Source organism: Arthrobacter sp. NPDC058288 (genome assembly GCF_042880995.1).
In the GTDB taxonomy this organism is placed as follows: Bacteria; Actinomycetota; Actinomycetes; order Actinomycetales; family Micrococcaceae; genus Arthrobacter.
Map to the genome: position 1 here is coordinate 240,804 of NZ_JBHVYH010000001.1, position 22,976 is coordinate 263,779.

24 protein-coding genes are annotated in these 22,976 nt (G+C 66.4%); 11 read left to right on the top strand and 13 right to left on the bottom strand.

All coding sequences use genetic code 11. The annotated features are described in order from the left end of the window. Nucleotides 1-75 precede the first annotated feature (75 nt). Nucleotides 76-252 (bottom strand): CsbD family protein, encoded by a 177-nt coding sequence (locus tag ACFVWT_RS01095; RefSeq protein WP_011693098.1) that lies wholly within the window; start codon nt 250-252, stop codon nt 76-78. 173 nt (nt 253-425) lie between these two features. Between ACFVWT_RS01095 and ACFVWT_RS01100 the strand changes: the two genes are divergently transcribed. The 5 genes from ACFVWT_RS01100 (at nt 426) to ACFVWT_RS01120 (ending at nt 4,717) form a co-directional block, all read left to right on the top strand. Next, nucleotides 426-899 (top strand): SRPBCC family protein, encoded by a 474-nt coding sequence (locus ACFVWT_RS01100; protein ID WP_390244464.1) that lies wholly within the window; start codon nt 426-428, stop codon nt 897-899. Continuing rightward, nucleotides 899-1,585 (top strand): pentapeptide repeat-containing protein, encoded by a 687-nt coding sequence (locus tag ACFVWT_RS01105; RefSeq protein WP_390244466.1) that lies wholly within the window; start codon nt 899-901, stop codon nt 1,583-1,585. The genes ACFVWT_RS01100 and ACFVWT_RS01105 overlap by 1 nt, the downstream gene beginning before the upstream one ends. 206 nt (nt 1,586-1,791) lie before the next feature. After that, entirely contained in the window at nt 1,792-3,021 is a 1,230-nt protein-coding gene (locus ACFVWT_RS01110) for a thiolase family protein (protein ID WP_390244468.1), read from the top strand. Further along, on the top strand, nt 3,021-3,842 hold the full coding sequence (locus ACFVWT_RS01115; RefSeq protein ID WP_390244470.1) for an enoyl-CoA hydratase/isomerase family protein: 822 nt from the start codon (nt 3,021-3,023) through the stop codon (nt 3,840-3,842). The genes ACFVWT_RS01110 and ACFVWT_RS01115 overlap by 1 nt, the downstream gene beginning before the upstream one ends. A 2-nt stretch (nt 3,843-3,844) precedes the next feature. Beyond that, the gene (locus ACFVWT_RS01120) at nt 3,845-4,717 is read left to right on the top strand and encodes a 3-hydroxyacyl-CoA dehydrogenase family protein (protein ID WP_390244472.1); all 873 of its coding nucleotides are present in this window, start codon (nt 3,845-3,847) and stop codon (nt 4,715-4,717) included. 30 nt (nt 4,718-4,747) lie between these two features. Here ACFVWT_RS01120 and ACFVWT_RS01125 read toward each other — a convergent pair whose 3' ends face one another. Further along, the gene (locus ACFVWT_RS01125; protein WP_390244474.1) at nt 4,748-5,188 is read right to left on the bottom strand and encodes an SRPBCC family protein; all 441 of its coding nucleotides are present in this window, start codon (nt 5,186-5,188) and stop codon (nt 4,748-4,750) included. 35 nt (nt 5,189-5,223) lie between these two features. On the opposite strand from ACFVWT_RS01125, the gene ACFVWT_RS01130 reads away from it, so the two are divergent. Further along, nucleotides 5,224-5,832, top strand: coding sequence for a GNAT family N-acetyltransferase (locus tag ACFVWT_RS01130; RefSeq protein WP_390244476.1), 609 nt, complete (start codon nt 5,224-5,226; stop codon nt 5,830-5,832). Nucleotides 5,833-5,875: 43 nt separating this feature from the next. Here ACFVWT_RS01130 and ACFVWT_RS01135 read toward each other — a convergent pair whose 3' ends face one another. Continuing rightward, entirely contained in the window at nt 5,876-6,772 is an 897-nt protein-coding gene (locus ACFVWT_RS01135) for an SGNH/GDSL hydrolase family protein (protein WP_390244478.1), read from the bottom strand. Between the two features lie 195 nt (nt 6,773-6,967). Between ACFVWT_RS01135 and ACFVWT_RS01140 the strand changes: the two genes are divergently transcribed. Both ACFVWT_RS01140 and ACFVWT_RS01145 read left to right on the top strand, forming a co-directional pair. After that, nucleotides 6,968-7,681, top strand: a complete 714-nt coding sequence (locus ACFVWT_RS01140) for a tyrosine-protein phosphatase (protein ID WP_390244480.1) — start codon at nt 6,968-6,970, stop codon at nt 7,679-7,681. A gap of 19 nt (nt 7,682-7,700) precedes the next feature. Next, nucleotides 7,701-10,169: a trypsin-like serine protease gene (locus ACFVWT_RS01145; protein WP_390244482.1), complete on the top strand. Its 2,469-nt coding sequence runs from the start codon at nt 7,701-7,703 to the stop codon at nt 10,167-10,169. An 80-nt stretch (nt 10,170-10,249) separates the two neighbouring features. On the opposite strand, the gene ACFVWT_RS01150 is transcribed toward ACFVWT_RS01145, so the two are convergent. The 5 genes from ACFVWT_RS01150 to ACFVWT_RS01170 form a co-directional block, all read right to left on the bottom strand. Next, nucleotides 10,250-11,452 carry a globin domain-containing protein gene (locus tag ACFVWT_RS01150; protein WP_390244484.1) on the bottom strand — a complete coding sequence of 401 codons (1,203 nt, stop codon included), beginning with the start codon at nt 11,450-11,452 and terminating at the stop codon, nt 10,250-10,252. A 145-nt stretch (nt 11,453-11,597) separates the two neighbouring features. Continuing rightward, nucleotides 11,598-12,482, bottom strand: a complete 885-nt coding sequence (locus ACFVWT_RS01155) for a hypothetical protein (protein WP_390244486.1) — start codon at nt 12,480-12,482, stop codon at nt 11,598-11,600. Beyond that, on the bottom strand, nt 12,469-13,044 hold the full coding sequence (locus ACFVWT_RS01160) for an RNA polymerase sigma factor (protein WP_390244488.1): 576 nt from the start codon (nt 13,042-13,044) through the stop codon (nt 12,469-12,471). Before ACFVWT_RS01160 ends, ACFVWT_RS01155 begins: the two co-directional genes overlap by 14 nt. 221 nt (nt 13,045-13,265) lie before the next feature. After that, nucleotides 13,266-13,973 (bottom strand): DUF4397 domain-containing protein, encoded by a 708-nt coding sequence (locus ACFVWT_RS01165; protein ID WP_390244490.1) that lies wholly within the window; start codon nt 13,971-13,973, stop codon nt 13,266-13,268. A gap of 109 nt (nt 13,974-14,082) precedes the next feature. Then, nucleotides 14,083-14,499, bottom strand: coding sequence for a PaaI family thioesterase (locus ACFVWT_RS01170; RefSeq protein WP_043430976.1), 417 nt, complete (start codon nt 14,497-14,499; stop codon nt 14,083-14,085). A 135-nt stretch (nt 14,500-14,634) separates the two neighbouring features. Here ACFVWT_RS01170 and paaZ point away from each other — a divergent pair, with 135 nt between their 5' ends. Beyond that, nucleotides 14,635-16,746, top strand: coding sequence for a phenylacetic acid degradation bifunctional protein PaaZ (gene paaZ, locus ACFVWT_RS01175; RefSeq protein WP_390244492.1), 2,112 nt, complete (start codon nt 14,635-14,637; stop codon nt 16,744-16,746). Between the two features lie 143 nt (nt 16,747-16,889). Continuing rightward, a complete protein-coding gene (locus ACFVWT_RS01180) occupies nt 16,890-17,297 on the top strand; it encodes a VOC family protein (protein ID WP_390244494.1) in 408 nt (135 codons plus the stop codon). 39 nt (nt 17,298-17,336) lie between these two features. On the opposite strand, the gene ACFVWT_RS01185 is transcribed toward ACFVWT_RS01180, so the two are convergent. The 4 genes from ACFVWT_RS01185 to ACFVWT_RS01200 form a co-directional block, all read right to left on the bottom strand. Further along, complete coding sequence (locus tag ACFVWT_RS01185) at nt 17,337-18,188, bottom strand: DUF427 domain-containing protein (RefSeq protein ID WP_390244496.1); 852 nt, start codon at nt 18,186-18,188, stop codon at nt 17,337-17,339. Nucleotides 18,189-18,278: 90 nt separating this feature from the next. Further along, the gene (locus ACFVWT_RS01190) at nt 18,279-18,884 is read right to left on the bottom strand and encodes a TetR/AcrR family transcriptional regulator (RefSeq protein WP_390244498.1); all 606 of its coding nucleotides are present in this window, start codon (nt 18,882-18,884) and stop codon (nt 18,279-18,281) included. Nucleotides 18,885-19,187: 303 nt separating this feature from the next. Beyond that, nucleotides 19,188-20,522 carry a phenylacetate--CoA ligase PaaK gene (gene paaK, locus ACFVWT_RS01195; protein ID WP_390244500.1) on the bottom strand — a complete coding sequence of 445 codons (1,335 nt, stop codon included), beginning with the start codon at nt 20,520-20,522 and terminating at the stop codon, nt 19,188-19,190. A 16-nt stretch (nt 20,523-20,538) separates the two neighbouring features. Next, on the bottom strand, nt 20,539-21,060 hold the full coding sequence (locus ACFVWT_RS01200) for a hotdog fold thioesterase (RefSeq protein WP_390244502.1): 522 nt from the start codon (nt 21,058-21,060) through the stop codon (nt 20,539-20,541). 242 nt (nt 21,061-21,302) lie between these two features. Between ACFVWT_RS01200 and ACFVWT_RS01205 the strand changes: the two genes are divergently transcribed. After that, the gene (locus tag ACFVWT_RS01205; protein WP_390244504.1) at nt 21,303-21,833 is read left to right on the top strand and encodes a flavodoxin domain-containing protein; all 531 of its coding nucleotides are present in this window, start codon (nt 21,303-21,305) and stop codon (nt 21,831-21,833) included. A 20-nt stretch (nt 21,834-21,853) separates the two neighbouring features. Here ACFVWT_RS01205 and ACFVWT_RS01210 read toward each other — a convergent pair whose 3' ends face one another. Next, nucleotides 21,854-22,888, bottom strand: coding sequence for a LacI family DNA-binding transcriptional regulator (locus ACFVWT_RS01210; RefSeq protein ID WP_390244506.1), 1,035 nt, complete (start codon nt 22,886-22,888; stop codon nt 21,854-21,856). Nucleotides 22,889-22,976 lie beyond the last annotated feature (88 nt).

Genomic DNA, 22,976 nt, shown 5'->3' on the forward strand with positions numbered 1-22,976 from the left:
AAAACGGCGGGCATCCCCCAAAGGAATGCCCGCCGTTTCTCCGGGGCAGCGGCCGTGGCCACTGCCCAGGATGCTTTAGTCTCTTTTGAACTCGTCCTTCACGTTTTCGCCAACTTTCTTGGCGTCAGCAACAACCTGGTCCTTCTGACCCTCTGCACGCAGACGGTCATTGTCCGTGGCGTTGCCGGCCGCTTCCTTGGCCTTGCCGCCGAGGTGCTCTGCTTCGTTCTGAATTTTGTCGCCGATACCCATGGTGTGTTCCACCTCTCGTTGCCGGTAAAAAAACTAAGCACATTTACCATAACACGAAGCATGCTTACTAAATCAAGGCGGCCTATTCAGGCTTTCCGGTGCCACCGTCCGCACGGCGGTCGATACAGCGTCGCCGCTGACCTTTGACGGCGCTCCCGGATAGGCTCGAAGGCATGGACCACACGACCACGCTCACGCATCGCGTCAATGCCAGTCCGGACAAGGTCTGGGCCGTGATCTCGGACATCCCGGGCTCCGCCGCCACCCTCTCCGGAGTCGAGTCCGTCCAGATGCTGAGCGAGGGCGGATACGGTGAAGGCACCCGGTGGAAGGAAACCCGGACCATGATGGGCCGGGCTGACACCGTGGAGATGTGGGTGTCCCAGGCGGAGCCGCCGTCGCCCACGCGGGCCGGAACCACCACGGTCAAGGCGCGCCAGAGCGGTGCCGACTACACCACGCGGTTCATCCTCGCGGAGCGCGACGGCGGGACTGACCTCACGCTGACCTTCGGCGCACAGGTGGCCAGGCCCACGTTCCTTAGCAAGGTTCTGCTGGCCCTCGTCGGCAGGATCGGCATGAGCATCACCCGTAAGGCGCTGACCAGGGATGTCGCTGACATTGCAGCGAAGGCGGAGTCCCTCTGATGGCTGACGGTCGTGTGGCAGGAAGGGCAAGTAAAGCGCCCAAGGTAACGGCCCCCAGGCTTTCGCCGGTCAGCCTGGAGGAGCTGCGGGACGAGCCCGCACCGAATTTCCAGCGGGGCGAACGGTACGACGGCCTCAGGTTCAGCCGCACCGATGCTGACGGCCTCGAGCTCAGCGGCACGGACTTCGCCGAGTGCGCCTTCGAGGGGGTCTCCTTCAACGAGACTCAGCTGCGCGGCGCGACGTTCCGGGACTGCATCCTGGCCGAGATGTATGCCCCGGTGCTGACCGCGGCGCGGGCCACGCTGCGGGATGTGGAAATTGGCAATCCCCGGTGGGGTTCAGCGGAGCTGTACGAGAGCGGCTGGACGTCGGTGCGGATCGACGGCGGGAAGCTGGACTACGTGAACCTGCGCGGGTCACGGCTGACGGATGTGCAGATCAGCGACTGCATCATCAACGAGCTGGACCTGGGCTCGGTGACGGGGACCCGGGTGGCGCTGAAGAACTGCACCATCGGCACCCTCGACCTCGCCGGCGCCAAGCTCAAGGACTTTGACCTGCGCGGCACGGACTTCCGCACCATCAGCGGGCTCGGAAGCCTGTCCGGCGTGGTGATCGATGACTACCAGCTGACCCTGCTGGCTCCGCTGCTGGCAGCCCACCTCGGCGTCACTGTCCTCTAAACCTGCTGGAGTTTTTGTCCACATATCGCGACCAAAGCCGGTTCTATCCCGCGATAAGTGGACAAAAACTCAAGCAGCAGGAGGGGACCTTGGTTGACCCCTTGCGGCCGCAGTGTAATCTTTATAGAACGAACGGTCGGTAAATTAGTCGCCAGGCTCTTGCCGCCGCAGATGACATTGCCGTTAATCGCGTGAAGGGTGTTTCCATGGCCTCAGCAGTAGCAGGACCGCAGGCATTTCTGGTGGGCGGTGCCCGCACACCGGTGGGCCGCTACGGAGGAGCGCTCTCCGCTGTCCGTCCCGACGACCTTGCCGCCCTCGTGGTCCGCGAGGCCGTCACCCGCGCAGGCCTCGACCCCGATGCCATCGACGAAGTGATCCTCGGCAACGCCAACGGCGCCGGCGAGGAAAACCGCAACGTGGCACGCATGGCCACCCTGCTGGCCGGACTTCCCCTCCACATCCCGGGCATCACGGTCAACCGGTTGTGCGCCTCCGGCCTGAGCGCCATCATCATGGCCAGCCAGATGATCAAGTCGGGAGCCGCGGACATCGTTATTGCCGGCGGCGTGGAATCCATGAGCCGGGCGCCGTGGGTGCAGGAAAAGCCCCAGACGGCCTTCGCCAAGCCCGGCGCCATCTTCGACACCTCCATCGGCTGGCGGTTCGCCAACCCGCTGTTCCAGAAGGGCGAGCTCTCCCGGGACGGCAAAATGACCTACTCCATGCCGGAAACCGCCGAGGAAGTGGGCCGCGTGGACGGCATCTCCCGCGAAGACGCCGATGCCTTCGCCGTCCGCTCCCACGAACGCTCACTCGCCGCCATCGCCGCCGGCCGGTTCAAGGACGAAATCGTCCCGGTGACGGTCAAGACCCGCAAGGGCGAAACAGTGGTGGACACCGACGAAGGCCCCCGCGCCGGGACCACCATGGACGTGCTCGCCGGGCTCCGCCCCGTCGTCAAGGGCGGCTCCATCGTCACCGCCGGCAACTCCTCCACGCTGAACGACGGCGCCTCCGCCATCATCGTCGCGTCCGAAGCGGCCATCCAGAAGCTGGGCCTCACCCCGCGTGCCCGCATCGTTGACGGCGCCTCTGCCGGCTGCGAACCCGAGATCATGGGCATCGGCCCCGTCCCCGCCACCCAGAAAGTGCTGGGCCGGAGCGGCTACAGCGTCGGCGACCTCGGCGCCGTCGAACTCAACGAAGCGTTCGCCACCCAGTCGCTGGCCAGCATGCGCCGGCTCGGGCTGGACCCGGAGATTGTGAACCGCGACGGCGGTGCCATCAGCCTGGGGCACCCGCTCGGTTCCAGCGGCTCACGGATCGCCATCACCCTGCTGGGCCGGATGGAACGCGAGGACGCCAGGATGGGCCTCGCCACCATGTGCATCGGCGTCGGCCAGGGCACCGCCATGCTGCTGGAGCGCGTGTAATGCCCGCCCCGGAAAGCGCGAACGGACACTTGGGCACCACTGACTTCAAAACCCTCCTCGTCGAGGAGCGTGACGACCGCGTGGTGGTGCTCCTCAACCGCCCCGAAGTCCGGAACGCCATCGACCAGCAGATGGTGGACGAACTCCACGCCGTCTGCGCCGCGCTTGAGCAGAACCCCAAGGTGCTCATCATCGCCGGCACAGACGGTGTGTTCGCCTCGGGTGCGGACATCGCCCAGCTGCGTGACCGGCGCCGGGACGACGCCCTCCAAGGCATCAACTCCACGATCTTCGTCCGGATCGCCAAGCTGCCCATGCCCGTGATCGCCGCCCTGGACGGCTACTGCCTGGGCGGCGGCGCGGAGCTCGCCTACGCCGCGGACTTCCGGATCGGGACGCCCAGCGTGCGCATCGGCAATCCCGAGACCGGACTGGGCATCCTCGCCGCGGCCGGCGCCAGCTGGCGGCTGAAGGAGCTGGTGGGCGAACCCGTTGCCAAGCAGATCCTGCTGGCCGGCTTGGTGCTGCGCGCCGAGCAGGCCCTCGCCGTCAACCTCATCACCGAGATCCATGAGGCCCCCGTGCTGATGGACGGCGCGCATAGCCTGGCGGACCGGATTGCGCGGCAGGATCCGCTGGCCGTGCGGATCACCAAGTCCGTGTTCCACGCCCCGGCCGAGGCGCATCCGCTGATCGACCAGCTGGCGCAGGGGATCCTTTTCGAGTCCCAGGCGAAGTTCGACCGGATGCAGGCTTTCCTGGATAAGAAAACAGACAAAAAAACAGCCAAGGATTCAAACCAGCAAGACGGGACGAAGTAACCATGGGCAACTCAGTACTTCCGGCGGGCCTTCCCGCCACGGTAGGCGTCCTCGGCGGGGGCCGGATGGGGGCGGGCATCGCCCACGCCTTCCTGATCAATGGTGCACACGTCCTGGTGGTGGAGCGGGACGAGGCCTCGGCCGAAGCCGCCCGGGAACGCGTGGAGTCCGCTGCGGCCAAGAGCATCGAGCGCGGCGCTACGGACGGCAACCTGGACGAGATGGTTTCGCGGCTCTCCGTGACGGTGGACTACGACGACTTCAAGGACCGCCAGTTGGTGGTGGAGGCCGTTCCGGAGGACTGGGACCTGAAGGTCGCTTCGCTCCGCGGCATCGAGGAGCGCCTCTCCGACGACGCCTACCTCGCCTCCAACACATCCTCGCTGTCCGTCAATGGCCTGGCCCGCGAACTCAAGCGACCCGGGAACTTCCTGGGCCTGCACTTCTTCAACCCGGTTCCCGCGTCCACGCTCATCGAGGTGGTGCTCGGCGAGCAGACGTCCCCGGAGCTTGCCGCCGCGGCGAAAAGGTGGGTGGAGGCGCTCGGCAAGACCGCCGTCGTCGTCAATGACGCCCCCGGCTTTGCCTCGTCGCGCCTGGGCGTGGCCATTGCGCTGGAGGCGATGCGCATGGTGGAGGAAGGTGTCGCGTCCGCCGAGGACATCGACAACGCCATGGTGCTGGGCTACAAGCACCCCACCGGTCCGCTGCGGACCACCGACATTGTGGGCCTGGACGTCCGGCTGGGCATATCGGAGTACCTGCAGTCCACGCTGGGGGAGCGCTTCGCGCCGCCGCAGATCCTGCGTGACAAGGTGGCCCGCGGCGAACTGGGCCGGAAGACCGGCAAGGGATTCTTCGACTGGCCGGCCTAAGGTCCGAGGCCTATTGTGCGGCCGGGCGGGTTAGCGCCCGGCCCGCGCATCGAGGGCGGACTTCAGGCCATTCAGCGCGGGGTCCCGCAGTGACATGAATGCCGGCTTCATGAACGGTTCAATGAGCTTGAGCGCGCCCTTGAGCCGGAACTCCGCCGTGTACTTCACGGTGCAGCCGGTCCCTTCCGGGGCGACGTCGATCGAGTCCTCGGAGATGACGGTCTTGTTTTCGCCCCGGAGTTTGATGTGCTTCCCGGTCAGCTCCACCACCTCGTAGATGAGAGTCTGCCGCTTGCCCCGGAATTCCGCTTCGGCGTGGTACCGGTGGCCCACGGCAACGGGACCTTCGGAGAGCTTCTTCACCACGGGGGTGCCGGGATCCCATTCCGCGGTGTGCTCGAAGGCTGACAGGTAGGTGAAGGCTTCCTCTGCCCCGAGGGGAGAGCTGACGGTTCCCGCTACTGTGATCATCCCCACAGCCTAGCCGCTGCCCCTACGATAGTCCGGTGACCTCCATTGAACCCATCACGCTGACCGGCCACCACGTTGTGCTTGAGCCGCTGAGCCACGAGCACCACGACGGCCTGGTGGAGGCTGCCCGCGACGGGGAACTCTGGAAGCTCTGGTACACGAGCGTGCCCGGCCCGGAGGGCATGGGCGCGGAGATCGACCGCCGGCTCGGGCTCCAGGAAGCCGGCTCCATGCTCCCGTTCACCACGCGCCTCCTTGATCCCGCCACCGGCGGCCCCGGCCGGGTGATCGGGATGACCACGTACATGAACATCGACGCCGCCACTCCCCGCGCGGAGATCGGTTCCACGTGGAATGCGGCTTCTTCGCACGGAACCGGGACAAACGCGGACTCCAAGCTGCTCCTGCTCCGGCATGCCTTTGAAACGCTGGGCTGCCCGGCCGTCGAGTTCCGGACGCACTGGCTCAACCACCAGTCCCGGGACGCGATTGCGCGGCTGGGAGCCAAGCAGGACGGCGTGCTCCGCAGCCACACCCGGACGGCGGACGGGCAGCTCCGGGACACTGTGGTGTTCTCGATCCTCGAGCATGAGTGGCCTATGGTCCGTGCCGGCCTGGAGTTCAGGCTGGCCAAGCGGCGCTAGACGGCCGGTCCTGACAGGCCGCTACGGTCCGGATGGCCAGGCCCTACCTCGCCAGCGTGCCCGGCTTGACCTCGGCCATCACCGCCGTCGCATAGGCGCGGTGCCCGGTGGGGGTCGGGTGGAAGTTGGAATCCGCCAGAGGATTCCCGCCGTCGTAGGCGATCCACGGATCGGTGGAGTTCACGGCATGCCCGGCAAACCTCGCTGTGACGTCGACAAACTGCGCGTTCGCCCCTAGAGCATTGGCATTTGAGACTGCCGTGGCGATGGCGGTGTTGAGATTGTCTGTGGCCCGGTTGATCAGCCGCTGCTTTTCCGCGGAAAAATACGGGTTCCCGTCCGCCGGCTCGAACAGCCTCGGATACCCCAGGACGGCGATCTTCGCGGTGGGAGCCGCCGTGTGAATCTGCCCGTAGACGTAAGCGAGCGCCTCACCCACCTGACCCATCCCGCTTTCGGAAGACGCCACAGCACCGGCGCACACTTCAACGCCGTAGGCGGCGCAGGCGCCCAGCACCTGGCTCACTCCGGCATCGTTGGCTCCGGCGGTGATGGTGACGATTCCGGTGGACGGGTTCAGTTTCCCTGCGCCGACCAAGCCCGTGAGCTGGGTGGTGACGCTAATTTGTTTCTGGAGCGGGTCATCGCCCGAAAAAAGGAGTGCCCCGTGGCAGGCGGCATTGACCACCAGGGACACTCGGCCTGTTTTGTCGACGTCGGCAACATACCCCGGGCTGCTTTGCCAGCACGTCGTGTCGGTAGGTTTGATGGCTGCCCCCGCACCGGTTCCCGCGGTGTAGGAGTCGCCTACTGCTATGTAATCAAGTTCCCCCGCAGGTGCCGCTCCCGCCGGCCCTGCCGCGGTTCCCAAAGCCAGGGCCAGCGTTGCCAGGCCGGCAGCGTACGCCGCGTGCCGCCGTCGTAATATCCGGTCACTCATCAGTTCCCCTTTGTTCTGAACCGTGCGCCGGGCTTGTGGGCCGCGGGCCGGCGGCCAAGCCGCAAGTACGCCCAACGGTACCCGGCCACCCGCCCGCCGGACACGGGCCGGAATACCCGTTTATTCGCCGGATACCACCCCATTTTCCGGCCGGTACCCGTGCCGGATGCCGGGCGTCTGTGATTAGCTGTCTGGATGGAACAGCCTGGACAGCCCGTGAACTGGGACGGAGCCGTAAATGCGTGGCGCATTTCCGGCAGCGTGTTCCGGATGGGGCGCCGGGAATGGGTCACCGAGGCGGGCTGGAAACAGGCGTACGACGACGGCGTCCGCACCGTGATCGACCTCCGGAATTCTTCGGAACACGGAGTGAGGGACACCGATCCGGCCGTTGGCGCGGACGTGTTGGCGGCGTTCGAGGTGGTGCACGCTCCCACGGAGGATCCGGACCACCCGGAGTTCAAAGAGTTGTGCTCCCCGTACCTGAACGACCCTGCCTGCTACGCGGCCAATGCCCGGCTGTTTCCGGAAAAGCTCGTGGCCGTCTTCAAGGCGGTTGCCGCGGCGCCCGCCGGGGTGGTGATCCACTGCTCGGCGGGGCGGGACCGCAGCGGAATGGTTGCTGCGATGCTCCAGGACCTCTCCGGCGCCGGCGATCATGAGATCGTATCGGGTTACCAGGCTGCCATGCGGGGCATCAATGAGCGCCACCGGCTCGTCGGGCCGCCGCACAAACACGAGCGCTACCTGGCGGAGGACGCCCTGGTGCCGCTCCTGGAGAAGCGAGGCGGCGGTGCCCTGGATTTCGTCCGCGGCCTGGATACCCGGAACTATCTCTTGCGGCACGGGGTCACCGTGGCCGAGCTGGCTGCCATCCGTTCGCGGCTGGCAACCAGGGTGACGACGTAAACACACTATGGGGGACACCTTGACGCATCATTCCGGCCGGAACCCGTTCAACCGCGCCCTGGGGCTGGCCGCTGGCGCCGCCCTGGCGTTCGGCGGCACCTTCCTGGCGGTCCCCGCGGTGGCAGAATCCGGTTCGCCAGTTCCCGATCCCTCGGTTTCGGCGCCGGCCGTATCCACGCCTGCACCCGCCGCGACTGCGCCCCCGGCGACGGCATCGCCCGCTGCGGGCGGTTCCGCACCCGCCATCAGCGATGCCGGCCTGACGGAAGCCATCCTCCGCGACCTGGGCATGACACTGGAGCAGTTCAACGCCGCCGGTGACCAGGGCAAACGCGCGGCCGACGCCGTTGCCTCCCTAGGCGGATTGCCCGGCTACGTGGGAATCAGCTTGAAAGACGGCCGGATTGTGGTCGAGGGCAGCGGCCCGGAGCTCGAAGCCCGGGTGGCGGAACTCAATGCCGCGGGGCCCGGAGATTTTGTGCTTGTGGCTGCGGGGACGAAGCCGGTGCAGGCTGCGCCGTCAGCGTCGGCGCCATCAGACCCGGCACCTGCCGCACCGGAACGCGTCGCGGCCAGCACGGACCAGCTGTTCAAGGACTACGTCCGCGAGGTCGGCGCCGAAGGCCTTCAGGCCGTGGCGTACGCAAACGGCAGCTTTGTGATCCGCACCGGCGGCACCAACCAGCCGGAGGCCGAAGGCGCCCCGGCGAACCCGGCAACCCCCGGACCCTCGGCTCCCTCGCCCTCGCCGTCCGAATTCGTGGCCCGCTATTCGAACGTCCGCCTGGAAGAGGGCGCACCCCTTGCACCGGAGGAGGACTTCTTCGGCGGCCAGGGCTACGTCTTCAACAACGTCGTCACGTGCTCCGCCGGTTACGGTGCGTACAGCCCCGAAGGGAAACCGCTGGTCCTCACCGCCGGCCACTGCACCGAAGACGGCACGCTCACCACGGCCAACGTGGAGCGTCCGGAATCGCCCGCAAACAAACTGCTCGGCACGCTGGGCTTCAGCCAGTTCGGCGGCCCGGGCAACTCCCGGATCACCGGCGACGCGTCGGACCCCGGAAACGTGGGTACGGACATCGCGGTGATCGGGGACATCCGGCCGGGCCTCGATGTCCAGCCAGCAACTTCCCGCTGGGACGCGCCCGCGGACCCCGGATCCACGGCAGTGAAGATCATCGGAACTGCATCGCCATCGCCGGGGCAGGCTGTCTGCCGGTCCGGCCGGACCGCCGGGTGGTCCTGCGGCACGGTGGACGAAGTGGGGATCTATGTGGTGGGCGGGTTCACCGCAAACCCGGCGGACCTCCGGGCCTTCCGCGGCTTCCTGTCCACCTCCGTCCAGTCCAGCGGCGGCGACTCCGGCGGACCTTGGATCAGCGGCAACTTCGCCGTCGGCACCCACTCCGCGGGGGACCAGGAGGTTCCCGGCCAGCCGATCAACAACTTCGCCGTGGCCACCACGCTGGAGGACGCCATGACCCGGCTTCCCGGCGTGCAGCTTCAGCTGTTCCTCAACAAGCCCCTGCTCACGGAACCGGCCGACGGCGGCGGAGTGGCACTCGGCCAGACCATCACCGGGCAGGTCCCGGCGGCCCCGGCCTCCGCCGTCGCCGCGGGTTCGAAAGTCCGCATCACGGTCACCGGGCAGGAGCCCGTGGAAGTACCCGTGGACGCCGCCGGGCAATGGCAGTTCACTGCACCGTCCCCGGCCGGCAGGCTGCGGTTTACCGCCGAAACCATCAACGGCTTCAGCCACTCGGGGGCCAGCAGCTTCGCCGTCACCGTGCTGCCGTCCCAGCTCCCGGCACCTGTCATTGGCAGCCCGGCCGAGGGCGCGTCCCTCACGGCTCTGGAAAGCATTGAAGGGACCGGAACGCCCGGTGCCACGGTGCAACTTTCCGGTGACGCCGCCGGCCAGGCCGTGGTGGGGCTCGACGGCACATGGAAAGTGCCGGTGACAGGCAATGTGAAGTTCGGATCCTTCACGGTCACGGCGGTGCAGACCGCCCGGGGCGCCGCTGGCAGCCCGGCGGCGAGCCGGAGCTTCACGGTGGTGCCGCCGTCGCCCGCGGTTGCCAATATCCGCGACGGCCAGCATTTCGCCCACGACGCCGTTCCGCAGCGGATCACCGGGTCAGCGCTGAAAGGCGCTGCGGTGACCGTCACGGTTGACGGCGCGCCAGTTCAGGCCGCGTCGGACGGGACCTGGAGCTCGCCATTGCAGGCCGGGCTCGCGGCCGGAACCCACACCGTGACGGTCAGCCAGGCGGTCGACGGCGTGGCCTCCGCGCCGGTGAACCTCACCTTCGTGGTTGACCCGGCACCGGTGGTTGTTCCCGCCGGCATCACGCCGGCAGGCGTCTCCGGCCGGTTGCCGGCCACCGGCGCCGACGGCCTGCTCACCGCAGCCGGCGCCGGGGCAGCTGTGCTGCTGCTCGGCGGCATCGCGCTGGTGGTTTCCAAGCGACGTTCCCGCCGGTGAGCACGACGCCCTCGAGTTTTTGTCCACTTATCGCGTCCAAAAAGGGCCATATCTCGCGATAAGTGGACAAAAACTCAGCGCTACTGGAAATCGGCCAGCCAAAGGTCCGGGCCGAACACTTCGTACTGGATGTCCTTTGCCGGAACGCCGCGTGCAACCAGCGCACTCCGGACTGACTTCAGGAAGGGCAGGGGACCGCAGAGGTAGTATTCGGCGTCGTCCGGCAGCTCAATCGCGTTGACGTCCATGAACCCCTTGAACGAGGACGGATTGTCAGAGCCGTCCGGTTCCAGGAACCACGTGTGCAAGGACCCGTCTGCCAGCGTCGCAAGGTCCTCGGTGACCTGGGCCCGCAGCGGAAATGACGCCGGTGTGTCATCGGCGTGCAGGAGCTTGACCTGGCGCTGCGAGCCGGACTTCACCAGGTGCGACAGCATTCCGGCCATCGGGGTGATGCCGATGCCCGCGCTGGCAAGGACCACCGGCCGGTCCGTGTACTCCAGGACCACGTCACCGAAAGGTGCCGAGAGCACCACTTCGTCGCCCTCGTGGACCTCGTTGTGGAGCAGGTTGGACATCTCGCCGTCGGGCGTGGGGAGTCCGTGGACGCGCTTCACCGCAAACTGCCGGTGATGCCCGTCGTCGGCCCTGGTGAGGCTGTACTGCCTGGGCTGGTGCACGCCGTCGTGCATTTTCATCTTGATGGTGACGTACTGTCCGGGCAGGGAGGGCTTGACGTCGCGCTCGTCGGTCCGTTCAACGATGAACGTGACCACGTCGTCCGTTTCCTGGATGCGCCGGGCAACACGCCAGGTCCGCCAGATAGTCTCCGGTGAGAGGTGCACGGCGTTGTAGAGCCCGCGTTCCTTGTTGATGAGCATGTTCGCCATGAGCCAGTAGACCTCGTCCCAGGCCGCGGCGACGTCGGGGGTGACAGCGTCGCCGAGCACGTCCACGATGGACCACATCAGATGGTCGTGGACCACCTGGTACTGGTCCGGGCTGAGTCCCAGCGAGACGTGTTTGTGGGCTATCCGGGAGAGCAGATGGTCCGGAAGCTGATCCGGTTTGTCCACCAGGAACCCGGCGAATGCCGCGATGGATCCCGCCAACGCCTGCTGCTGGCGCCCGTCCGCTTGGTTGCCGCGGTTGAAGAGCCCGTCCTGGAGGTCCGGACGCGCTTCGAACATGTGCTTGTAAAACCGCTTTGCAATCTCCTCGATGTGTTCGCCTACAACAGGCAGCGTTGCCTTGATGACAGGAGAAGAGGTGTCTGAGAGCATGGTTGATCCCTTCCGGTCTTGCCGGTTAGTGCAGGCGGTGGTTCGTCGCTCGGCACAGCAAACCTAGCAGTCGCGGCCGGTCCACTTCCGGGCCGATTGGCACTTCATCGTCCGCGAGAATGGGTGTAGCCCCCGCGTGTCCGGTTCAGTTTTCCGCGGCCAGTTCACCGCGCGCGATGCTGTCCGAGGAATGCGCTGGATTGCCGTCGAATGGCTCGTTGGACACATCCACGATGGGGTACTGGGCAAGGTCGAGGCCAGGGGGGATGGCGAAGACGCCGGGCTCGCCATCCAGCACGCCAAGGCTGACGAGCTTGGAGAGGTCCGGCGAGATCACCCAGACCTCCCGGAAACCCTTGATCTGGGCGTCGGAGAGCTGCACCACCATCTGGCGTGTGCCGTTAGGAAGCTCCTCCACGAGGGCCTTGCCGCTGGCAGTGTAGGACTTCAGGGGCTGCAGCGGAGCCTGGGCAATGACCACGGGCTGCGGGCCTGTGGGCGTGGGCGAGGGCACCGCTTCCGGGCCTTGTCCAAGGATGTTGTAGCCCGCCCACACTGCGGCGGCGCCCACCACGAGCCCTGCCGCCGCGGCCATGGCCACCCACCCCCGGGCACCCGGGCCCGTCCCGGAGGACCCGTTCGGCCTCGCGGAACCCGTTCTCGCGCCGCCCGCGGCGCGCGGATGGAGCTGAGTAGGCGCCGTGACCGGCGCCGCGGTGCCGGCGCCCGTCGTCGTCCCCGGTGCCGTGCCCGCCGTCGTCCTTTCCGCGGAGGGCGGCCGGCTCAACGGGTCCTGCGCCTGCTCGGGGGAGAGGCCCAATGCCTGATGGATGGCTGCCCAGTTGTGCGGGCCCGGTGTGGCCAGTTCCACTTCGGCGGGATCCACAGTGGCGGCGCGGACGGTCCGTTCCAGGGCTGCCAGAGTGCCGGCGCATTCGCGGCAGAACGCCAGGTGGTCAGCCTCGGCCGGCGTCAGGGCGGGTTCCCCAAGGGCCATCAGGCTCAGCTGTTCGTCGTCAAGATGCTTCATGGCCCACCTCCAGGCGGGTCCGCATGCGTGAAAGGCTGCGACGGATGTGGCTCTTGACGGTCCCGAGGGGCAGTTGCAGGCGCGACGAAATTTGATCGTGCGTGAGGTCCTCGTAGAACGCCAGCTTCATGATCGCTTTCTGTGGATCGCCCAACCGCTCCAGCTCTTCCTCCAAGGTTATGCGGTCGGCCACGGCTTCCACGTCGGCGGCCAGCGGACCGGCGGTGCGCTCGTCGCCGACGAACTGCCCCGCAGCATGTTCCAGCTCCTGCCGGCGCATCCGGGCGGACAAGGCATCGGAGATGGCGTTCCGGGTGATCCCCACCAGCCAGGCAGGCAGCCGTGCGGCCTCGGGCCGGTAGCTGAGGCGTGACTTCCAGGCGCGGATGAAGACTTCCTGGGTGACGTCGTCGGCCGCTGCCCGTTCCCCCAGCGACCTCAGCGCCAGTGTGTACACGAGCGGGCTCAGCCGCCGGTAGGCCTCGGCGAGGGCCGCTTCCTGCCCGGCCGCGAAGGCATGATCGAGAGCGGCGTCCCAATCGTGCGGGCCGGCAGGCGTCATGGATGGCTCCTTCGAGCGGCAGTGAGACCTGTGGAACCACATTATGCCGTGCCCGGTGGAGGTCCGCCATAGGACCGGGTGATGGGACAGCCGCGGACGGACAGTGGAGGGGCACCCCGTCACGACGGCGGAGCCGCACGACACGACGGCGGGGCCGCCCGTCAGGCGGCCCCGCCGGCAATGGCGATCAGTGCTGGCGCACGTCGTTCCTGCGAGCCGCATCAATGACGTCCGTGCCACCGGTCCTCGGAGTCAACCACCTGGACGGCCACGGCCAGGGTGCCGTCGGCGAGGCTTCCCCAGGCGTAGACAATCGTGTTCTTGCCGCCCTCGACCGTGATGTCAGCCGGCCCGATCACCGGATCGGTGGTTCCCGCCGCGGCCACGGACGCTGAAATGGTTCCGGCCTTGAGCTTCAGGGTGGCTTCGTCCGGATTGCTGAGTCCCTCGATCACTGCCGATCCGCCGGCCAGGACGTCGACGGCGGGAGCTGCGGCTACGTGCCTGACCGTCAGTTTGCCTTTGTTGTCGTTGCGGGGGGCCTTGGTGTTGTTGGTGAAGAGGGTGGCCGTGGGGGCGCCGTCGGCGTCGAGGTGGGCCACTGCTGTGTAGTTCCCGCCCTCGTCGAGTTCAACGTTGACCGGCCCGATCACCGGATTGTCGGCGCTGGTGGCGTCCGAGGCCGTGATTGCGACCTCGTAGTCGCCGGCATCCAGCTCCAGCGGTCCGGCCAGGGTTCCGGGAGTGAAGTCATCCAGGGTGAGTTTGCCGTCCACCCATACGTCCACGGTCAGGCCGGGCACGCCGTGCAGGACCGAGAGCTTGGCGGGGTCGTGGTCGTGGTGCCAGCCGCCGGCCTGGGCCGGGGTCGCGAAGGCCAGTGCGGCCGCGAGCGACAGTGCTCCGGCGGCATACGTTGTTTTGCGCATTTTCAAACTCCTCAGGGGGATGCCCGGTGACGGGCTGTGTTTGTGCTTACGCCCTTACTACCTGCGGGACGCCCTCTGTGGATGCAAAGTCATGGAACTTTTTTTGGTGTTAGTTTTTCCGGTCCATCAGGAGGTTGGTGATCCGGAGCGTGCAGAGGCGCTGCCCGGCCTCGTTGGTGAGCAGGACCTCATGGGTGGTCAGTGTTCCGCCCAGGTGGATGGGCGTGGCCGTGATGGTGATCTGGCCCTCGCGCGCCGACTTGTGGTGGGTGGCGGACACGTCCACGCCCACGGCGGTCTTGCCCATGGTGCTGGCGTGGATCACTGCGGCCCAGGAACCCACGGCCTCGCCCACGGCCAGTGAAGCTCCGCCGTGCAGCAGCCCGAACGACTGCCGGTTGCCCTCCACCGGCATCGTGGCGACGACGCGTTCCACCGATTCCTCGACGATCTTCACGCCCATCTTCTCGTCGAGTTCCCCGAGGGTGATCTTCCACAGTTCGGCGCTGCCGGTTTCGGGCTGCATGGCCACTTCTCTTTCCTTGGGGTTCTTCTAGTGTGCAGCAAGGCACATTCATGTACTGTAGACATATTACCGAACGGACGGTCAGTAATGCACTGGCCGTGTTGATCTTGCCCCCGCTGGAAGGACCCGTCAACGATGACCACCACTGCAACTGCTCCGAAATCCTCGCTGGACACTGTGGAGACTGTCCCCAGTTTCGTCCGGGACGCCTGGTGGACGCCCGACGCCGGTGCCGCGGCTTCCGCCGTCCCCGTCCTGGACGCCAGCACCGGCGAGCTCCTCGCCAAGGTGAGCACCGAGGGACTGGACCTTGCCGACGTCGTGGATTACGGACGCACCACCGGCCAGAAGGGACTCGGCACGCTGACCTTCCACCAGCGCGCCCTCAAGCTCAAGGAACTGGCACAGTACCTCAACGCCCGCCGCGAGCACTTCTACGAGCTGTCCGCCCAGACCGGAGCCACGAAGATCGACTCCATGGTGGACATCGACGGCGGCATCGGCGTGCTCTTCACCTTCGGCTCCAAGGGCCGCCGCGAGCTCCCCAACTCGCAGGTTGTGGTGGACGGACCCATGGAGGTGCTGTCGCGCGACGGTTCCTTCGCCGGCGAGCACATTTACACCCGCATCCCGGGGGTTGCCGTGCAGATCAACGCCTTCAACTTCCCGGTGTGGGGCATGCTGGAGAAGTTTGCGCCCGCCTTCATCGCCGGCGTTCCCACCATCGTCAAGCCTGCAACCCCAACGGGCTACGTGGCGGCGGCCGTGGTCAAGGCCATTGTGGAGTCCAACATCCTGCCCAAGGGTTCGCTGCAGCTCATCTCCGGCTCTGCCCGCACCATCCTGGACCACCTCGACTACCGCGACCTCGTGTCCTTCACTGGCTCCGCCTCAACGGCGAACTCGCTGAAGTCGCACCCGAACGTGGTGCAGGGCGGCGTCCGGTTCACGTCGGAGACTGACTCGCTCAACGCGGCCATCCTGGGCCCGGACGCGGTCAAGGGCACCCCTGAATTCGATGCCTTCATCAAGTCCGTGGTCACCGAAATGACCGTCAAGGCAGGCCAGAAGTGCACCTCCATCCGGCGCACCATCGTGCCGCAGGACATGGTGTCCGACGTCGTGGCCGCCGTGGGTGCCCGCATCGAGGAACGTGTTGTGCTGGGTGATCCCCGCGCCGAGGGCGTCACCATGGGTGCGCTCGCGTCCCTTGAACAGCTGGCCGACGTCCGCGCCGCTGTCCAGTCAATGCTCGACGCCGGCGGCGAGCTTGCGTACGGCACGCTCGATTCGCCGTCGGTCACCCGCGCCGACGGCGCCAAGGGCGTCGTGGAAGACGGTGCCTTTATGTCCCCGGTGCTGCTCAGCTGGGCGGACGCCGAGGCCGAGGAAGTGCACTCCCTGGAGGCCTTCGGTCCGGTGTCCTCCGTGATCGGCTACACCGACCTGGCCGACGCGGTGCGCCTCGCCGCGCGTGGCGGCGGCTCGCTGGTGGCGTCGGTGTGCACCAACGATCCCGAGGTTGCCCGCGAACTGGTCACCGGGATTGCCGCGCACCACGGCCGCGTCCTGATGCTCAACCGCGAGGACGCCCGCAGCTCCACCGGGCACGGTTCGCCGGTCCCGCACCTGGTCCACGGCGGTCCCGGACGTGCCGGCGGCGGTGAGGAACTGGGCGGCATCCGTTCGGTAATGCACCACATGCAGCGCACGGCGATCCAGGGTTCGCCCAACATGCTCACCGCCGTCACGGGCATCTGGCACACGGGGGCCGACCGTAACTTCACGCTCGAGACCGAGGGCCAGCACCCGTTCCGCAAGCACCTGAGCACGCTGCACATCGGCGACGCGATCCGCTCCGAGCTGCGCGAAGTGAGCCTGGAGGAGATCACCAAGTTCGCCAACTCCACGGGCGACACGTTCTACGCCCACACCAACCAGGAGGCTGCGGAGGCCAACCCGTTCTTCCCCGGCATCGTGGCGCACGGCTACCTGCTGCTGGCGTGGGGCGCCGGGTTGTTCGTAGAGCCTGCCCCGGGACCCGTGCTGGCGAACTACGGCCTGGAGAACCTGCGCTTCATCACCCCGGTGGCCGCGGGCGATTCCATCCGGGTGACCCTGACCGCCAAGAAGATCACCCCGCGTGAGACCGACGAGTACGGCGAAGTGGCCTGGGACGCGGTCCTGACCAACCAGAAGGACGAAATCGTAGCCACCTACGACGTCCTCACCCTGGTCGAAAAATAACCCTTCCGGATGCTCCCTCCCGTTGCCCTATCATTTGTGGCTGCCAAAAGGTCGAAATGGCCGCCACAAGTGATAGGGCAACCAGGGAGCGGGATCTTTCCGGGCCGCCCCGGCGTAAACTTTTGAGCGTAGGAGGTGGCGAAATGTCCCTATTACTCAACAAAGCCACAACAGTCCTGCCAGTCGATGATGTAGAGCGTGCCCGGCATTTCTATGCGGACACTTTGGGGCTCCCGCACCGGGGCGTGGCAGATGACGGAAGCGAATTGTTCGGCTCAGAGGGCGGCCCGATGCTGCAGCTGATGCCGGTCAAGGACGGTATGCATTCAGAGCACACCACCCTGAGTTTCGAAGTCAGCGAGATCGAACGCACGGTCCGGGAAATGGAGGCCAGGGGTGTCGCATTCCAGGACTACGATCTCCCGGATATCAGGACCGAGAACCACATTTGTACAACTGACTCCGAGAAGTGCGCCTGGTTCATGGACTCCGAGCACAACATCCTCTGCTTGCACGAGAACATCGGCGCAATAGCTGACTACCAGCTTTGACCCGCGGCCGGGGCACCCTGCATGAGGAACAGCGCCCCGTCAGGGTGACCCGGCCGGCGTCGTGGACCACGGCGTCACCGGCCGCTCCTGCCGGACGCCGTCCACGGTGATGTCCAGGCGTTCGTTGAAGAAGCACACCAGCCCGTGGATCTGGGCGGCGTCGCGGAAACGCTGGTCGTACATCCAGGCGATGTTCCGGCCGTTCTCGGCAGGTGTGTAGCTGAGATAGCTCGCAGTGCCCTTGTATGGGCAGACCGTCTTCTTGTCGCTGGCCTCCATGAGATCCAGCCGGACGTCCGCCGGCGGGATGTAGTAGCGCACAGGCAGCATGGTTTCGTACAGCAGCTGCGCGCCGTTCGTGGCGGCCAGCGTGACGTCGTCGAGCCTGACCTCCACGGTGACTGACGACGACCGGATGTCCACACGGTGGAACGGATCGCGGGGATGGCCGATGATTTCCTCGTCGTCCTCGAGCCAGTCGAAGGCGTTGAAATCCAGCACCACGTGTCCGGCCAGGTCCGGATCGGCCGGCCGGAAGGCCGCGCGGGGCAGCCTCGCGTCGGAGGTTACGACGTCGAACTCCTCGCCTGCCGCTGTGTGCCGCCCGAAACCGGTGCGCGGATCCAGTGACGGCGGCGCGTCCAGCATGACTTTCACCCCGTATTCGGGGACGTCGGCCGGCTGCTGTCCGGGCGGCGCCAGCTCTGCCCGGAGCTCCACTTCGGGGACGGCGAAGACGGGGGTGATGCGTTTGGGCTCCCACACCAGGAGTGCGTAGTTCGTGTCGACGACGGCGTTCCCGCCCGCCAAGGCACGGACCCTTTTCGGGGTGGGCTGGTAGCGCAAATCCGGGAACGTGCCGAAGATGACGTCTGATAACTTCGTGGCCATGACTACAGGGTGAGCGCCACTTTTCCCGCCGTCAATGTCCACCGCGGCAACTATTCGGCGGCGGAACGGAAGGCCTGGGGAAGAACAGGGTTAGCGTGTCGCGTGAAGCCCGTTGAATGCCATTGTGATGACGTCGTCGGCCAGCTTTTCGGGGGACAGTGAGCCGCCCGGCTTGTACCATTCGACGATCGAGTTGATGGTGCCGAAGAGGAGCCGGGTGACCGTGCGGGGATCGATGTCCTCGCGCAGGGAGCCTTCGTCGCGGGCGGCGGAGATCAGGGCGGCCACCTTGTGGTCGAAGGTGCGGCGGCGTTCCATGGCGTCGCGCTCAATCTCGGTGTTACCGCGCAGGCGCAGCAGCAGGGTGACGAACGGAAGCCGTTCCACCAGCACGGAGATGGTCTGGCGGAGCACGAACTCCAGCCGGGCTTCGGCACTCCCGGCCTGGGCCTGCGGCTGTTCAAGGATGGCCTCGAGCCCGCCCAGCGCTTCTTCCAGGGCGAGCTTGAGGAGATCGCCCTTGGAAGGCACGTGGTGGTAGATGGCCGACTTGGAAATGCCCAGGTTTTCGGCGAGGATGCCCATGGACGTGGCGTCGTAGCCGTGCCGGTTGAAGACCTCGACGGCGATCTGCAGCACCGACTGCTGGTCGTATCCCGGGCGGCCGCGCTTAGTTGGTGCATCAGTTGGAGACATACCGGCTATTTTCTCATGAACGTTCGGTCAATAGGCGCATCCGGTGTCATGTACCCGAAATCCCTTGCCTGTCCGGGGCCCCGGTGCTAGAAAACTTATAGGAGTCACGATCGGCGCGGGGGCCGGTTCGCACTCACACAGTTTCATAGACCGGGACGGGATCAGGCACATTGGGCTGCCCGGCTGGCGGTTAGCTATCGGCACGTCACAGCGCTGTCGCGCATTGGCAGCAGTGCGCTGAATGCCTCCCGTAAAAGGATGGTCCCCGGCTGCAGCAGCCGGGGACCATCCCTATGTTGGAGGCTACGCCTTCGGGCGCAGGTCGTAGATCCTGCGGAGCTTGCCGTTTGAACGCTCCAGCGAACCGGGCTCCACCACATCCACGGTGCACGAGGAACCCACGTGGATCTTGATCTGCTCGCGCAGGGTGCGTGCCGCCGTCGTGGTTCCCTCAAGGGTGACGGATTCCCGGCGTTCGATCTTCACCGTGAGCTGGTCCATGCGCTGGCCCTCTGGCCGGGTGAGTTCCAGCTGGAAGTGCGGGCTCAGCTCGGGGATGCGCAGCGCGATCTCCTCGATCTGGGAGGGGAACAGGTTCACGCCGCGCAGGATGATCATGTCGTCGCTGCGGCCGGTGATGCGGCCCATGCGGCGGTGCGCGGGGCGGGCGGTGCCGGGCAGCAGTCGCGTGAGGTCCTTGGTGCGGTACCGGATGATGGGCAGCGCCTCCTTGGTGAGCGAGGTGAACACCAGCTCGCCGTGTTCGCCGTTGTCCAGGACCTTCGTGGGGTCGAACGCGTCGATGATCTCGGGGCGGAAGTGGTCCTCCCAAATGTGGCTGCCGTCCTGGGTTTCCACGGCTTCGCCGGCCACGCCCGGACCCATGACCTCGGAGAGCCCGTAGATGTCGCAGGCCTTGAGGTTCATGGTGGTTTCGAGTTCGTGGCGCATCTCCTCGGTCCACGGCTCGGCCCCCAGCACTGCGTACTTGAGCGAGGTGGATGCCGGGTCGATGCCCTGCTTCATCATGGCGTCGGCGATGGTCAGCAGGTAGGTGGGAGTGGCCAGGATCGCGTCGGGCTTGAAGTCCTGGATCAGGGTGATCTGGCGTTCGGTCTGGCCGCCCGAGATCGGAATGACCGTGCAGCCGAGTGCCTCAGCTCCGGCGTGGGCGCCCATGCCGCCGGTGAACAGGCCGTAGCCGTAGGCGTTGTGGACCTTCATGCCGGGGCGGACGCCGGAGGCGCGGAGGGAGCGGGCCACCAGCTTGGCCCAGTCGGCGAGGTCCTTCTTGGTGTAGCCCACCACCGTGGCGCGGCCCGTTGTGCCGGAGCTGGCGTGGATCCGGGCCACTTCGTGCTGCGGCACGGCGAACATGCCGAACGGGTACTCCAGGCGGAGGTCCTCCTTGGTGGTGAAGGGGAACTTGCCCAGGTCGGAGAGCTCGCGGAGGTCCGTGGGGTGGACGCCGGCCTCGTCGAACTTGCGCTTGTACAGCGGAACGCGGTCGTAGGCGTACGCGACCGTGTGCTGGAGGCGGCTCAGCTGCAGTGCCTCCAGTTCGTCGCGGGATATGGTTTCTTCGCGGTCCAGCACGGCGTCGGTGGCAGCTGCTGGTTCAGTGGCGTGGAGGGTCATCTGGGGGTCCCTGTTTCTATTTCTTGGAGATGGTGCGGCTGCGGCCGCGGAACTCGGCGATGAGCTCGCCCGGGGTTTCATCTGGGCCGGCACCGGCGGATGGTCCCGCGGGGGAGCCGGCGGGGTGGGGATCAGCGGCGAAGATCTGGACGTCGTACAGCCCGCTGCGGCCGGCATGGGCGCGGCGGTTTGCGACGGCGGTGATCACCTGGCCGGTGAAGGCCGGCTTAAGGAAATTGATGTCGACGCCGGAGGCTACGGTGATCGTGTCAGCGCCGGTTCCGGCTGCGCCCACTGCGTCGTTGGCGCCGAATTGCGGCCCGGCCGGGTTGCAGGCCAGGGCAAATGCGGTATCGCCGAAGGCAAAGATCATTCCGCCGTGGGCCATGCCGAAACCGTTGAGCATTTCCTGCCGGAGGGTCATGCGGATGGTGGCGTGCCCGTCGCTGACGGCGAGGACTTCGATGCCCATCCATTCGGAGGCATAGTCATTTTCAAGGATGGGGTGGGTAGCCCCGGAGAGTGTTGCTTCAGCCATGCGTCATTGCCTCCAGCTTTATTTACCGAATGTTCATTAGGTAATCCCATTTTGGGGCATGCTGTCAAGAGCCGGCAACGATTTCGGTGCTGATCCGGGGGTTCGGGCTGGGGTTCGGGCCGGGGTTCGGCTGGGGTTCGGGTCGGAAGCCCCTATCTCCCGGCGGCTGCCACCGGCGATCATGAAACGACACCAGCTGCTGCTTCGGCGCTGCTGCCCGGACGCTGAGAAGGAGAACTCCTATGAAGGTGCTTGTGGCCTATGCGAGCAAGCACGGCGCAACAGCCGGGATTGCCGAACGGATCGCTGCCGGCTTGGAGACGGCCGGACTCGATGCCGAGGCCCGCTCAGTGAGCCAGTACTTCGACGCCGCCCCGTATGACGCCTTCGTGATCGGCGGGGCTACGTACATGGCCCATGTCATGAAGGATGTCACTGCGTTCATCAAGACCCACGAGGTTCTTTTGTCCGGCCGGCCGGTCTGGCTGTTCAGCAGCGGCCCGCTGGGCACTGACCGTGTTGATGCTGAGGGCCACGATGTCCTGGAGTCCACCAGGCCCAAGGAGTTCGAAAAGCTGTCCGGGCTTGTGCATGCCCGCGGGGAGCAAGTTTTTTTCGGCGCCCGGGATCCGGAAGCGCCGCCCGTCGGGGTGGCTGAGAAGCTGATGAAGCTCGTGCCGGCCGCCAAAGATGCATTGCCCGCCGGGGATTTCCGGGACTGGGACGCGGTAGATGCCTGGACGGCGGAGATCGCGGCGGCCCTCAAATCCTGATCGAAGCCCGGAAGCCCTGACTAGGACGGGATGATCGGGGAGTGCTTTGGCGCCCCGCTTGATGCGCGGGGGATTAGCGCCGGCATGGATTTGCGGATCCGTGGTTCCTTGCCTGGATTGACGATGAGGTCGATGGCAGTGCTGGCGATTTGGTCCAGCGGTACACGCACGGATGACAGTGGAGTGGGGAGCCGTGCGGCGAGCGGGGTGTCGTTGTAGCCAACAAGGGCAAGGTCCTCCCCGACGGTGACGTGCGCGCGATGTGCTGCAGCCATGATGCCCATGGCTATGTTGTCGTTGGCGGCGAAGATGGCGGTGGGGCGTCTGGTCCGGTCGACGCTGAGGAGGGATTCTCCTGCTGAGTATCCATTCTCGATGCCGTAACCTGCGGCAATCAGCCATTCCTCCGGTGTTTGGATGCCGGCCTCTTCCAGCGCCCTGCGGGCGCCGGCAAGGCGGGCGACGGCGCTGGAGGTGAAGGTGGGGCCGGTGACGACGGCGATGTCCCGATGGCCCAGATCGATGAGGTGCCGGACGGCCAAATATCCACCCACTTCGTCGTCGCCGATTGCTGAAGGGCTTTCCCCGTCCGTGCGCAGGACAAGGGCGTGGGCTACGCCGCGTTGGCGGAGGAGGCGCGGAAGTTCGTCGTCGAGACGGGCCGTTGCGAGGATGAGGCCGTCAACGTTGCGGTCGAGGAGGGTTTCGGCGGCTCGGCGTTCGTCCTCCGGATCATCGCCGCTGGTGGCGACCATGGCGAAGTAGCTACGGCCGGCCGCAGCTCTTTCAAGTTCCTCGAACATAAGCGCCATCACAGTGTCGCTAAGGCGCGGCACCAGCACGCCCAGGGTCCGCGTTTCGCCCCGGCGCAGGCTGGAAGCGAATGAGTTCCTCCGGTATCCCAGCTCTTCGGCAATCTTTCTAACGTGCGCTGCAGATGCGGAACGCGACGTCATGCGCTCGTCCAGCGCGCGGCTGGCCGTAGAGATGCTCACGCCGCTGGCTGCGGCAACGTCCTTGAGTGTGACGATAGTGCCGGGGATGGCCGGTTCCATGGCGGTTCTCCTCTTCAGAATGGGCGTAAGAGACACTCTATTCCTCCTTTCTGCAAACGTTCTCTTGACAGTGAGGTGGGACACGTTG

Coding starts and splice junctions, on each gene's coding strand:
- ACFVWT_RS01095 (WP_011693098.1), bottom strand. CDS start 252: ATGGGTATCGGCGACAAAATTCAGAACGAAGCAGAGCACCTCGGCGGC.
- ACFVWT_RS01100 (WP_390244464.1), top strand. CDS start 426: ATGGACCACACGACCACGCTCACGCATCGCGTCAATGCCAGTCCGGAC.
- ACFVWT_RS01105 (WP_390244466.1), top strand. CDS start 899: ATGGCTGACGGTCGTGTGGCAGGAAGGGCAAGTAAAGCGCCCAAGGTA.
- ACFVWT_RS01110 (WP_390244468.1), top strand. CDS start 1,792: ATGGCCTCAGCAGTAGCAGGACCGCAGGCATTTCTGGTGGGCGGTGCC.
- ACFVWT_RS01115 (WP_390244470.1), top strand. CDS start 3,021: ATGCCCGCCCCGGAAAGCGCGAACGGACACTTGGGCACCACTGACTTC.
- ACFVWT_RS01120 (WP_390244472.1), top strand. CDS start 3,845: ATGGGCAACTCAGTACTTCCGGCGGGCCTTCCCGCCACGGTAGGCGTC.
- ACFVWT_RS01125 (WP_390244474.1), bottom strand. CDS start 5,188: ATGATCACAGTAGCGGGAACCGTCAGCTCTCCCCTCGGGGCAGAGGAA.
- ACFVWT_RS01135 (WP_390244478.1), bottom strand. CDS start 6,772: ATGAGTGACCGGATATTACGACGGCGGCACGCGGCGTACGCTGCCGGC.
- ACFVWT_RS01140 (WP_390244480.1), top strand. CDS start 6,968: ATGGAACAGCCTGGACAGCCCGTGAACTGGGACGGAGCCGTAAATGCG.
- ACFVWT_RS01150 (WP_390244484.1), bottom strand. CDS start 11,452: ATGCTCTCAGACACCTCTTCTCCTGTCATCAAGGCAACGCTGCCTGTT.
- ACFVWT_RS01155 (WP_390244486.1), bottom strand. CDS start 12,482: ATGAAGCATCTTGACGACGAACAGCTGAGCCTGATGGCCCTTGGGGAA.
- ACFVWT_RS01160 (WP_390244488.1), bottom strand. CDS start 13,044: ATGACGCCTGCCGGCCCGCACGATTGGGACGCCGCTCTCGATCATGCC.
- ACFVWT_RS01165 (WP_390244490.1), bottom strand. CDS start 13,973: ATGCGCAAAACAACGTATGCCGCCGGAGCACTGTCGCTCGCGGCCGCA.
- ACFVWT_RS01170 (WP_043430976.1), bottom strand. CDS start 14,499: ATGCAGCCCGAAACCGGCAGCGCCGAACTGTGGAAGATCACCCTCGGG.
- paaZ (WP_390244492.1), top strand. CDS start 14,635: ATGACCACCACTGCAACTGCTCCGAAATCCTCGCTGGACACTGTGGAG.
- ACFVWT_RS01180 (WP_390244494.1), top strand. CDS start 16,890: ATGTCCCTATTACTCAACAAAGCCACAACAGTCCTGCCAGTCGATGAT.
- ACFVWT_RS01185 (WP_390244496.1), bottom strand. CDS start 18,188: ATGGCCACGAAGTTATCAGACGTCATCTTCGGCACGTTCCCGGATTTG.
- ACFVWT_RS01190 (WP_390244498.1), bottom strand. CDS start 18,884: ATGTCTCCAACTGATGCACCAACTAAGCGCGGCCGCCCGGGATACGAC.
- paaK (WP_390244500.1), bottom strand. CDS start 20,522: ATGACCCTCCACGCCACTGAACCAGCAGCTGCCACCGACGCCGTGCTG.
- ACFVWT_RS01200 (WP_390244502.1), bottom strand. CDS start 21,060: ATGGCTGAAGCAACACTCTCCGGGGCTACCCACCCCATCCTTGAAAAT.
- ACFVWT_RS01205 (WP_390244504.1), top strand. CDS start 21,303: ATGAAGGTGCTTGTGGCCTATGCGAGCAAGCACGGCGCAACAGCCGGG.
- ACFVWT_RS01210 (WP_390244506.1), bottom strand. CDS start 22,888: ATGGAACCGGCCATCCCCGGCACTATCGTCACACTCAAGGACGTTGCC.